This is a genomic window from Capillimicrobium parvum, assembly GCF_021172045.1.
Lineage (GTDB): Bacteria > Actinomycetota > Thermoleophilia > Solirubrobacterales > Solirubrobacteraceae > Capillimicrobium > Capillimicrobium parvum.
Genome location: NZ_CP087164.1, coordinates 3,564,572 through 3,576,343, shown reverse-complemented (window position 1 = coordinate 3,576,343; position 11,772 = coordinate 3,564,572). Strand labels below are relative to the sequence as shown.

9 protein-coding genes are annotated in these 11,772 nt (G+C 71.0%); 3 read left to right on the top strand and 6 right to left on the bottom strand.

Translation table 11 applies throughout. The features are described from left to right. Positions 1-505 precede the first annotated feature (505 nt). Positions 506-1,270, bottom strand: coding sequence for a c-type cytochrome (locus DSM104329_RS17430; protein ID WP_259311123.1), 765 nt, complete (start codon positions 1,268-1,270; stop codon positions 506-508). A gap of 10 nt (positions 1,271-1,280) precedes the next feature. Next, entirely contained in the window at positions 1,281-2,132 is an 852-nt protein-coding gene (locus DSM104329_RS17425; protein WP_259311122.1) for a hypothetical protein, read from the bottom strand. A 142-nt stretch (positions 2,133-2,274) separates the two neighbouring features. Here DSM104329_RS17425 and DSM104329_RS17420 point away from each other — a divergent pair, with 142 nt between their 5' ends. Then, entirely contained in the window at positions 2,275-4,125 is a 1,851-nt protein-coding gene (locus tag DSM104329_RS17420; protein WP_407655928.1) for an assimilatory sulfite reductase (NADPH) flavoprotein subunit, read from the top strand. A 10-nt stretch (positions 4,126-4,135) separates the two neighbouring features. Next, the gene (locus DSM104329_RS17415; protein ID WP_259311120.1) at positions 4,136-5,869 is read left to right on the top strand and encodes an NADPH-dependent assimilatory sulfite reductase hemoprotein subunit; all 1,734 of its coding nucleotides are present in this window, start codon (positions 4,136-4,138) and stop codon (positions 5,867-5,869) included. Positions 5,870-6,005: 136 nt separating this feature from the next. Here DSM104329_RS17415 and DSM104329_RS17410 read toward each other — a convergent pair whose 3' ends face one another. The 4 genes from DSM104329_RS17410 to DSM104329_RS17395 all read right to left on the bottom strand — a co-directional run bounded on the left by DSM104329_RS17410 (position 6,006) and on the right by DSM104329_RS17395 (position 10,428). Then, entirely contained in the window at positions 6,006-6,506 is a 501-nt protein-coding gene (locus tag DSM104329_RS17410; protein WP_259311119.1) for a hypothetical protein, read from the bottom strand. 405 nt (positions 6,507-6,911) lie between these two features. Then, positions 6,912-7,928: an SDR family NAD(P)-dependent oxidoreductase gene (locus DSM104329_RS17405; protein WP_259311118.1), complete on the bottom strand. Its 1,017-nt coding sequence runs from the start codon at positions 7,926-7,928 to the stop codon at positions 6,912-6,914. Continuing rightward, positions 7,900-8,631 (bottom strand): urease accessory UreF family protein, encoded by a 732-nt coding sequence (locus tag DSM104329_RS17400; RefSeq protein ID WP_259311117.1) that lies wholly within the window; start codon positions 8,629-8,631, stop codon positions 7,900-7,902. The genes DSM104329_RS17405 and DSM104329_RS17400 overlap by 29 nt, the downstream gene beginning before the upstream one ends. Positions 8,632-8,724: 93 nt before the next feature. Further along, the gene (locus DSM104329_RS17395; RefSeq protein WP_259311116.1) at positions 8,725-10,428 is read right to left on the bottom strand and encodes a PucR family transcriptional regulator; all 1,704 of its coding nucleotides are present in this window, start codon (positions 10,426-10,428) and stop codon (positions 8,725-8,727) included. Between the two features lie 117 nt (positions 10,429-10,545). Between DSM104329_RS17395 and DSM104329_RS17390 the strand changes: the two genes are divergently transcribed. Further along, a complete protein-coding gene (locus DSM104329_RS17390) occupies positions 10,546-11,772 on the top strand; it encodes an FAD-binding oxidoreductase (RefSeq protein ID WP_259316230.1) in 1,227 nt (408 codons plus the stop codon).

Sequence of the window (11,772 nt, the reverse complement as noted above, 5' to 3'; positions counted from 1 at the left end):
GCCCCGGCGCGCCTTCGATCGCGGCATCGGCATGCCGCCGGCGCCGCACGGCATCGTCGTGTTCTCGACAGCGAGCGCTGGATGTGACCCAACGTGCTCGCGGTCGCGGGCGGCGCCGCGCCGCGCGGGACGCGCTGCGGACCGGTCCCACGGATCCGGACCTGCTGCTCGACGACCTCAGCGGCGACGAGCTACGCCGGGTCCGGGCCGCCCTCCCGCCCCCGCGCGCGTCGTCGTCCTGGGCGTGCGCGACCACGAGGACGACGTGCTTGCTGGGCCAGGCAGGATCGGCGGCTGCGTCACGCCGCTGGCCCCTCTTCCCGGCCTGACCGACACGCTGTGCCGAGCGGCCCGCGGCGAAGGGGGTAGATGCGGCGGGGTGCTGGGCGGCGGGGAGGGGTTCTCGTCAGGGAGGCACGCCTTGTTCTCCCTCAATTGGTCGTGCGAGCGCAAGACCATGAACACGGATCTCGCCGCGCCGGTTCCCAGGGGGCGAGTTCCCTGCTTACTTGAGCGTCTTCAGGTAGGCGACGAGCGCCTGTAGTTGCTGCTCACGGATGATCCCGCCCCAGTGGGGCATGCTCACGATTGGCGATCGTCCGATCACGCTGCCGGAGCGGATCACCGCGGTGATCTTCGCGTCGGTGTTGAACTCCTTCCGGAAATCGGCGCCGGAGAGCGGCGGGATCGTCTTGTCGGGCGCTTGCGGGTTCGGTACGCCGCCAAGTCCGTTCGGGCCGTGACAGTTGATGCAGCCGTAGCGGTCGTAGAGCGCCGCCCCTTCCACGGCGATTCCCTGGCGCTGGGGGAGCGGCGGTGGCTCGGCCGTCGGCACGCGCGGCAGTCCTGCGCGCAGGTACGCGATCAGGTCGGAGACTTGCGTCTCTGACATCACGGCTCCCCAGACCGGCATGTAGGGCTTGGTCGGGTTGGTCGATTCGCCGAGCCCGTGGTCGATGATCGACCGCAACTCCGGCGGTGTCAGCGTCTTCGCGACGGAGATGAGCGGCGGCACCCCCGGCGCGATGCCGCCGCGGCCTTGCTCGCCGTGACACTGGGCGCACGCAAACTGCACGAAGTCGTGCGCGCCCGCTGCGACGTGCGGATCGACCGGCGCAGCCGCAGCCGTGGTGGGTGCGTTGACGGTCGTCACCTTCTTCTCCGTGCCCACGTTCGCGGCGATCCCGATCACGCCGCCCAAGCCGACGAGGCCGCCCGCGATGAGCGCGACGGTCAGGCGATGACGAAGACGCCCGGGCTCGCTGGCCACGTATCCGATCCTACTTCGCGGGGGACCCCGGCGCTATCGGTGAGCGTTGGCGGTCGTCGCCCACGACGATCTCTCGCACCGGGACGTCGAGTTCGCGTCGGAGGTGCGCGAGCATGTGGCCGGCGAGCCAGCTCGTGCGCTCTCCAGGATGCGTGGCGATGACGACTTCGTCGGCGCCGAAGTCGCGAAGCTCGTCCTCGATCGCGGCAAGCGCATCGGGGTCGCCGACCTCCCCCTTCGCCGGAATGCCGTGCTCGGCCGCCCATGCCAACGACGCCTGGAGGCGCCGGCGTGCTTCCTCGCGTTCGCGGTCGACATCCGAGGCCCAGTAATGCGAGCGCGAGGCGAGGATTGGCGCGAGCACGTCAAGCTCGACCCTGCCTTCGCCCCTCGCCGCCAGCTCGCCGGCGAGTTCGTCACCAGCCAGCGTCACGCTCGCCACCACGAGGATGTGGCGCTCCTCGCCGCTCGCGCCGTGAGGATGGGGACCACTTGCGGCCTCCTGCAGCGCGGAACCGCGGTCGATCTCCCGTCCCGCGAGCTCGAAGATCACGCCGGCCACGACCCCGGCGGCAAAGAGAACCACGCCATACGCCCGCGAGGTCAGCCAGCCGACCAGAATCGAGGTACCGCCAACCACCGCGAGGGCCATCGCCACTCGAAAGGCATCGGTCTCGGTCTTGAGGGGGACGCGCACGACGAATCGGGGCACCGATGTAGGTAACGGGCGCTCCTTGGTGCTCGCGCTGGTCGACGGAAGTCCCGCCCATCTCGGCAGGCCGTCGTCACCGACGATCACACCGCGCTCAGTCACGTCATCGTACTCCGGGAGTCCGGTCGGGTCGAGATCCTTGCTGCTCACCCGGCTTCGTGCTCGCCCGGAGCATTTAGGCAATTGCTGATCCGGGTTTGCGTGTATCGTGCCACGACATCCCGGCAAGACGAACAGGGCCCGCGCCGACACGGGATCGGACGTTGGGCCCGGAAGTTGGATGAGCATACGCATGGCGTCGCAGCTGTCAGATTCGATACTCACCGCAGATCAACTGGAGCAGATCAACGGGCTCGCGACCTCGCTCGATCGCGAACAGGCGATCTGGGCCAGCGGCTTCTTCGCGGGAATGGCGCACCGCGCGGCGATCGGGTTCGACGACGATGCCGGGACGTGGTTGCCGGGCGAGGCCGAGCTGGATTCGCGGCTGGTCACGATCCTGTTCGGCAGCGAGACCGGGAACGGCAAGGAGCTGGCCACGTCGTTGGCCGAAGCCGCCACGGCCCAGGGGCTCGAGCCGCGGCTCGTCGACATGGCCGACTACAAGCTGCGCACGCTCAGGGATGAGCAGGACCTGCTCGTCGTCACCAGCACGCACGGTGAGGGCGATCCGCCGCAGACGGCCATGGACTTCTTCGAGTTCCTCGAGGGCCGCAAGGCGCCGAAGCTGCCGGAGGTGCGCTTCGCGGTCCTCGCGCTCGGCGATTCGACGTACGAGCACTACTGCTCCGCGGGGAAGCGGATCGACGAGCGGCTGGCCGAGCTCGGTGCGCAGCGCCTGGCCGACCGCGTGGACTGCGACGTCGACTACGAGGACGCCGCCGCGGCGTGGATCGCGGCGGTCGTCGGCACCCTCGGGCAGTCGCCGGGGGCGGACGGCTCGCCGGCGCGCAACGGCGGTTCCCCTTCGGCGCGCAACGGCGGTTCCCCTTCGGCGCGCAACGGCGGAGCGCCCGCGCCGGTGGCGTTCAGCAAGAAGCACCCGTTCGAGGCGGCCGTCCTCGAGAACATCGTGTTGACCGGCCGCGGCTCGACGAAGGAGACACGCCACGTCGAGCTGTCGCTCGAGGACTCGGGGCTGACCTACGAGCCGGGCGACGCACTGGGCGTCGTCCCGCGCAACGACCCGGCGCTCGTCGAGACGCTCCTGCAGCGGCTCGAGCTGGCGGCCGACGCACCGGTCGCGGTCAAGCAGGAGACGACCACCCTGGGCGAGGCGCTGGCGGGCACGTTCGAGATCACCGCCGCGACGCCGCGCTTCCTCGAGCATTGGGCGCAGCTCACCGGGGCGGCGGAACTGCAGGCGTTGTGCGCGGCCGATCGCACCAAGGAACGAGCAGCCTTCTTGCGCGGGCACCACATCCTCGATCTCGTCAGCCGCTTTCGCGTGGGGGGCATCGACCCAGACGTGTTCGTCGCAGGTCTGCGGCCGTTGCAGCCGCGCCTGTACTCGATCGCCTCGAGCCTTGCCGCGGCACCGGAGGAGGCGCATCTCACGGTCAGCACGGTGCGCTACCTGCTGCACGACCTACCGCGCACCGGCGTCGCCTCCGGCTGCCTGGCCCGGCGCACCGACGAAGACGCCACGGTCCCGGTCTACGTCCAGAGCAACGACCACTTCCGGCTGCCCGACGACGACACGCCGATCGTGATGATCGGCGCGGGGACCGGCGTCGCGCCCTACCGCGCGTTCATGCAGGAGCGCGAGGCGCGCGGCGTCACGGGCCGGTCCTGGCTGTTCTTCGGCGAGCGCAACTTCCGCAGCGACTTCATCTACCAGGTCGAATGGCAGGACCTGCACCGCAGCGGGGTGCTGAGCCGCCTGGATCTCGCGTTCTCCCGCGACGCGCAGCCCAAGACCTACGTCCAGGATCGTCTGGTTCGGCAGGGCCGCGACGTCTACGCGTGGCTGGAGGACGGCGCGAGGCTCTACGTCTGCGGCGACGCGGAACGGATGGCGCCCGACGTCCACGCCGCGCTCGTCGGCATCGTCGCCGAGCACGGCGGTCTCGACCGCGACGGGGCCAACGCGTACCTCGCGGCGCTCAAGCGCGATCGCCGCTATCTCCTCGACGTGTATTGAGAACGGAACCGTGAGCTCGAAGACCCAGCCTGACCGCAGCCACGACCTGTCCCAGCCGCTCGACCGGCTCGGGCCGGACGAGACGTTGAAGGCCGAGAGCGACTACCTGCGCGGCACGATCCAGGAGAGCCTGGCCGATGAGATCACCGCGTCGGTGGAGGCGAGCGATGCCAAGCTGATGAAGTTCTTCGGGCTCTACCAGCAGGACGACCGTGACGTGCGCGACGAGCGCCGCCGCCAGAAGCTCGAGCCCGCGTACTCCTTCATGGCGCGCCTGCGTCTGCCGGGTGGGGTGTGCAGTCCGAGCCAGTGGCTGAAGCTCGACGAGCTGGCACGCGCGCACGCCGGCGAGACGCTGCGCCTGACCACGCGCCAGACCTTCCAGCTGCACCGCGTCTCCAAGCACGACCTACGGACGGTCATGCAGGGCCTGCGCGACGTGCTCCTCGACACCAAGGCGGCCTGCGGGGACGACACCCGCGGTGTGATGTGCGCGGTCAACCCGAACCTGTCAGACCTGCACGGTCAGGTCTACGAGCTCGCCAAGCAGGCGAGCGACCACGCCGTCCACAAGACGGGCGCCTACGGCGAGATCTGGTACGGCGAGGAGCGCAAGGAGACCAAGGGCCCGGAGGAGCCGTTCTACGGCCGCACGTATATGCCGCGGAAGTTCAAGATCGGCTTCGCGATCCCGCCCAGCAACGACATCGACGTCTACAGCCAGGACCTCGGCTTCATCGCCATCGCGGACGGCGGCCGGCTGAAGGGCTTCAACGTGGCCATCGGCGGCGGCCTCGGACGCACCGACCAGGCGCCCCAGACCTACCCGCGTCTGGCCAGCGTCATCGGCTACATCGACGCCGACCAGCTCCTGGAGACCATCGACGCGGTGATGTCGGTCCAGCGCGACTACGGCGACCGGGTCGACCGGTCGCGCGCCCGCTTCAAGTACACCATCGACGACAAGGGACTCGACTGGATCACCGCCGAGATCGAGGAGCGGTTGGGGCGCGCGCTGGGGCCGGCGAAGCCCTACACGTTCACCTCGAACGGCGACCCGCTCGGCTGGACGACGGGCGACGACGGGCGCGAGCACTGCACCCTGTTCATCGAGAACGGCCGGGTCGTGAACACGCCGGAGCGTCCGATGCTCGACGGGCTGCGCGCCATCGCGCAGGTTCACGACGGCACGTTCCGGCTCACGCCCAACCAGAGCCTCATCATCGCGGACATCGCCGCGGCGGATCGTCCCGCCATCGAGGAGCTGCTGCGCGCGCACGGTCTCGACGAGTCCGAACGCGGCCGCAGCGGGCTGCGCCTGAACTCGATGGCGTGCGTCGCGCTGCCGACCTGCGGCCTGGCGATGGCCGAGAGCGAGCGCTACCTGCCCGACCTCCTCACCAAGGTCGAGACCATCCTCGACGCCCACGGCCTGCGTGACGACCCGATCACGATCCGCATGACGGGCTGCCCGAACGGCTGCGCGCGGCCGTACATCGCCGAGATCGGCCTGACCGGTCGCGCTCCGGGGAAGTACAACCTCTATCTGGGCGGAGGCTTCCACGGCGAGCGCCTGAACAAGATGTACCTCGAGAACGTCGGCGAGCCCGCGATCCTCGAGGCGCTCGACGAGACGCTCGGGCACTACGCGCGCGACCGCAGCCCCGGTGAGCGATTCGGCGATTTCGCGATCCGCGCCGGCTACGTCGCCGAGGTGCAGGAAGGGCGCTTCTTCAACGATTGAGCCCGCACGCTTCCTGAGCCGACAGCGGCCTCGCGGTCCCGCCGATCGGTGAATGCGGTCCGGGCCGACGCTGTCCACGCCAAGCGGACATCGACACCGCTACTACTCCGCGTAGCGGTCAAGTCTGGTGGCGCAACTACTCCGCGTAGCGGTCAAGTCCGGTGGGCGCTGAGTGCCGGATCACGTCGAAGCAGCGGTTCAGTCCATGTTCGAGGGCGTCCGCGGCATGGGCCGGGTCGCGCAAGGCATCGGCGTCGTGCCAGAGCACGCCTGCGGCCGCCGCGACGCACGCGACGGGGACGGGGGCCGTGCCATGGAGCAGGTGCGCCAGGTCGACGAGCCTGTCGCGCTCTTCGCGAATCGGCGCTCGGCACACGTCGCTGTATGTGACCGCGGACGCAACGTGCCCGGTGTGGTCGGCGATGACGATCATGTCGGCGATCGCGTGGGCGAGCTTTCGCCGTGTCGGCAAGGCGGTCAGCTCTGCGGCGCGCGTCACGAGCTCGCCACTGGTCCAGGGATCTTGTCCGGCCGCGAGCGCGCGGTCCAGGCGCCGGCGGTGGCGTCGCGCACGGAGATCGGTCAGCCTCCAGGCCAGGCGAGAGTGCGGCATCGGGGCGATCGCCTCGACGTTCATGGTTCCTCCATTCGGATGCCGGGCAGAGTTCACGGCTGCGCTCCCGCCCGGCGGTGAACGCTGGCGCCAAAAGCGTCGATGTCCGCTCGCTGTCTGAAGGCCGACGGCTACTCGACCGACCCGTGACGGCGTGTGTCACCCAGCTCGGCGGTTGTCACATAGAGTCCTGTCGCCGGCGCCCGAAGCCAATGGGGTGGGATATGCATCTTCCGGCCGAGCTCGAGTCCCGAAGGCGCGCTCGTGCCGGACGATCTGCGTCGCCACGGGTTCAGCTCACCGAAGGGTGCGCGCGGAATGAGCGCGGGCTCCCGGATCCGCGTCGACCGCCAGGATCAGCTCAGCGGCCAGACGTCCGTGACCCGCGCTGAGTCGACGGACCGCCGCTCGGCGATCATGGCCGCGAGGTCAGTCGAGCGTGATCGTGAATCCACCGTCGACGACGATCGTCTGACCGGTGAGGTAGGCGCTCTCCTCGCTGGCCAGGAAGGCGAAGACGTTGGCGATGTCCTCGGGCTCGCCGTTGCGTCGCGCCGGGATGCGGTTCACGATCTCCGCGAGCCCGTCGGGCCCGAGGGAGGACACCGGATCCAGGGATTGCGCGGTGACGATGATCCCGGGCGCCAAGGCGTTGACGGTGATGCCGGTGGGCGCCAGCTCCACGGCCAGCGCCTTCACCATTCCGGCGATCCCGGCCTTCGCGGCGGAGTAGTGGGCGTGCCGGCTCCAGCCGACGGAGGTGCCGGACACCGAGCTCGTGGCCAGGAGCCGACCCCAGCCGGCGCGCCGCATGTGCGGGATCGCCGCGCGAAAGCAACGGAACACCCCGGCGAGATCCACGTCGAGGACCCGGGACCACTCGTCGTCGGAGAGCTCGGCGCTGTCAGTGGCGCGCGCGATCGCGGCGTTCGCGACGACGATGTCGAGCCGGCCCAGCTCGTCAGCGGCTCGGCTGACGGTCGCCTCGACCGCCGCGGTGTCGGCGACATCGCCCTCGATCGCCAGAGCACGACGTCCCAGGGCCTCGACGTCCGCAACGACCCCGTCGATCTCGTGGGGGTCCTGCGCGTACCAGCCGAGCGCGAGGTCGGCGCCGTTGCGGGCCAGGGCGCGTGCGGTCGCCGCCCCGATCCCGGAGGCAGCGCCCGTCACCAGGGCGACACGGCCGTCCAGGCGGAAGGGCGCGTGCTCCGCGTTGTCCATCCTGTTCTGCTGCACACCCGCGACGGTAGCCACGAACAGCGGCGTTGACCAGGGCCAACGCCGCAACGATCTCCACGACAGACGGCGGATCGCCTGTATGGCGCACGCCTTGTCACGCAGCTGACGTGCCGACAGGCGCGGGTGCTCACTGCCACGCGCGACGTTCAAGACCGAACGCGTCGAGCGGCCCGCATCACGTGACGAACAGGCGCGCGTCCGCACGCGCGTGCGCCAGCGCGTACAGCTCGAGCTCCGGCGCGGTCGAATGGGTCTCCTCGAGCGGCAGTTCACCTGCCGCGCCGGCGGCGGTCGCGAGTGCCGGCGCGAGCCATGCGAGCGCCACCTGAGCCGCCGTCGGCGCGAGCACGCCCAGGCGGACGGCGGCCGACAGCAGGGCAACCGCGGCGCCGCGCACCTCGAGCAGCACCGCGTCGGGCTCGGAGATGCCCAGTGCTCGCGCGAGGGTGCCGGAGACGATCGCCAGGTTGCCGTCCGTCTCGCGCATCCGGACGTGCCGCGCGAACTGCTCGACGAGCGGGTCGTCGACGGCGAGCTTCGGCGTGAGCGCGGCGAGCTGCCGCCCGCAGGCATGGGAGGCGGTGCGAGAGGCGGGCGCGAGCTTGCGGGTGGTCAGGCTCTCGTCGAGCGCGTCGCCGCCGCCGTCGGGCGGCGCGGTCTGGATGCTGGGCCCGGCGTTCGCGCGCGCCTGCCTCGGCGTCAACGAGATCGTCACGAGGCTGCTGATGAACTTCATCGCCCTGTACTGGCTGGTGTACGGGGCCGCCGGACCCTGGCGAGACACGTTCTTGGGCGGCGGCATCAAGTCGCTGATGCTGCCCGAGCAGTCGCAGCTGAGCGTCGTCGGGCTCGGCAGCGTCGAGGTGCAGTGGAGGCTGTTCCTCGGCATCGTGCTCGCGGTGCTCACGTGGTCCTGGTTTCACCGCAGCAGGATGGCCTTCGACCTTCCGTGCGCGCCGCGGCGGATGGCCCGTGTGGCCGACCGCCCTCGGCGTCCCCTTCAGTCGAGGCGCTTGACCGCAGGCCGTCCGTCGCCGGGCAGCCGCCGGTCGTCGCGGGCGGCCACGCCGTCCCAGTTGGGCCACCGGCCGCCGAGCAGCCGCTGGGCGTACAGGGCGAGGTGGAGGCCGAGGCGGGTGTCCTCCTGGGTGAGGTCGGCGTCGAGCAGCGCCTCGATCCGGGCCAGGCGCTTGTAGAGCGACTGGCGCTCGATGTGGAGCATCCTCGCGGTCTCGGTCTTGCGCCCGCCGGTGGCGCAGAAGGCCTCGAGGGTGTGCAGCAGATCGCTGCGTCCTCGGGCGTCGTGGGCACGCAGCGCCGCGAGCTGCCGCTCGACGAAGTCGACGAGGGGCCGTTGGCCGCGCAGCGCCCACAGCAGCCGGCGCAGGTCGGGCCGGCTCACGTCGTGCCATGGCTGTGGCGGCGCGTGGCGCACGGCGGGCACCGCTTCGATCGTCTCGCGCAGCGTCAGTCGCATGTCGGACCACGACGCGGACAAGGCGCCGACGCAGATGACCGACCGGGCGTCGGCGAGGGTCCCGCGGATCGCCCGCTGCACGGCATCGGCGAGCATGCGGGCCGTGTCGTCGCGGCGCTCGGGTGCCGTCACGCCGGCGATGAGCGCCAGCTGCCCGTTGGCCAGCGTTCCCACCACGGCCGGGATCTGACGCGAGGCCAGCTCGGTGCGCACGTCGCGTCCGACCAGCGCCCATCGGCGCTGGTCGAGGCGGCCGTACCCGGGCGCGAGGTCGGCGACGAGCGGGAGCAGCCACGACGTTCGCATGGCGAGGCCGATGCGCGCCGCCAGCCGGTGCGCGTGCTGGTCGTCGAAGGGCGCGTCAGGGTCGACGAGCGCCTCGAGGAACTCGCCGCGCTCACGTGCCGCCAGGGTGTCGAGCTCGTTGGCGCGCAGGAGCGCGAGCGCCAGCAGCGGCACCGCCTGGGCCAGCGCGATGCGGTCGAGCCGGTTCAGCGGCCGCTCGAGGGCCAGCACGCAGGCGATGCCCCAGTGCGGGTCTTCGCCGACGGCCACGGGCATGCTCAGGGCGTCGGGTGCGTGGGGGAGGGCTCGCACCGATGCCTCCCACGCGGAGGCGATGGTCAGGTGGGCGTGCTCTCGCGGCCCCGTGGACACCAGCTCGCCGTCGCGGCCGAGCAGCACGGGATTGCCGACGGAGTCGGCCAGCGCTCGCAGCACCTCGGCGACGCCGGCGCCGGCGGCGACGAGCGCGGCGAAGCGCTCGTGGAGCTCCTGTCCGCGTTCGAGCAGGGAGGCCTGGTGATGGACGATCGTCCGGTGGACGGCCTCGGTGACCTCGATCCAGGGGATCGCGTGGTGCAGGACGATCAGCGGCAGCTCGCATCGGTGAGCCTCCGCGACCATGGCGCCGCCGACGTGCTGCATCCCGGGGCCCAGCTCGATGATGAGACCCGCCAGGCCGGCCCGCGACAGATCGGCGACGTACCGGCGCTGAAGGCTCTCCCGGCTGCTCACGCTCATCCCATGGGTCAGGAGCAGCTCGCCGCCCTTGAGCACCGCCGGCATGTCGGGGAACTCGCCGCAGTGCACCCAGCGGATGGGGCGTCCCAGCTGACTCGCGCCCGCGAGCACCTCCGGCACGCCCTCGCAGAGCACCGGCAACGCGAGCGCGTCGGCGATCGTGAACAGGTTCTCCTGCTGGGCAACCGGCGCCACGTCGCTCACCGGCCGATCATCGCATTGCGGAGGTGGTTGTCGCAACGTAACCCCACGCACGGGCGCTGGTTCACGAAACGCAGCTGGCGCGGCGCGTCCCGGTCGGCCATCCTTCCGGCCGTGCCGATGCGTCCGCATGATCCGGCCGAGCCGGAGCACCTGACCTGGCTGTGGCGCACGCCGGAGCCGAAGCGGGCCTACGAGGTGGTGATCGTCGGCGCGGGCGGCCACGGCCTGGCCACCGCCTACTACCTCGCCGAGGAGCACGGCATCACCGATGTCGCCGTCGTCGAGCGCGGGTGGCTGGGCGGCGGCAACATGGCGCGCAACACGACGATCATCCGCTCGAACTACCTGTGGGACGAGAGCGCCGCCCTCTACGAGCACGCGCTGCGCCTGTGGGAGGGGCTGGCGGAGCAGCTCGACTACGACGTGTTGTTCAGCCAGCGCGGCGTCCTCAACCTGGCCCACACCCTCCAGGACGTGCGCGACTCGGTGCGGCGCGTCGAGGCCAACCGGCTCAACGGCGTCGACGGCGAGTGGCTCGGCCCCGACGAGGTCAAGGAGGTGTGCCCGATCGTCAACGTGTCGGCCGAGGCGCGCTACCCGGTCCTGGGCGCCACGTTCCAGCCGCGGGGCGGCATCGCCAAGCACGATCGTGTGGCCTGGGGATATGCGCGGGCCGCGGATGCGCTGGGCGTCGACCTCCTCCAGGGCTGCGAGGTCACCGGGATCGACTTGCGCGCGGGCCGGGTCACCGGCGTGCAGACGTCCCAGGGGCCGATCGCGGCCGAGCGCGTCGCGTTGTGCGCCTCCGGCCGCTCCACGCAGCTGGCCGAGATGGCCGGGCTGCGACTGCCGGTGCAGAGCCACCCGCTGCAGGCGCTGGTGTCCGAGCTGCTCGAGCCGGTGCATCCGACGGTCGTCATGTCGAACGCCGTGCACGTGTACGTCAGCCAGGCTCACAAGGGTGAGCTCGTCATGGGCGCCGGGATCGACCCGTACAACTCCTACGCCCAGCGGGGGGCGTTCCATGTGATCCAGCGGCAGATGGCCGCGGCGCTGGAGCTGTTCCCGATCTTCGCCCGCGCGCGGATCCTGCGGACCTGGGCGGGCGTCGTCGACGTCTGCCCCGATGCGTCGCCGATCGTGGGGCTCACGCCCGTGGAGCGCCTCTACCTGAACTGCGGCTGGGGAACGGGCGGCTTCAAGGCGACGCCGGGCGCCGGCTGGGTGCTCGCCCACACGATCGCCAACGACGAGCCGCATCCGCTCAACGCCGCGTACACGCTGGAGCGCTTCTCGACCGGCGCGCTCATCGACGAGCACGGCGCCGCCGCCGTGGCCCACTGA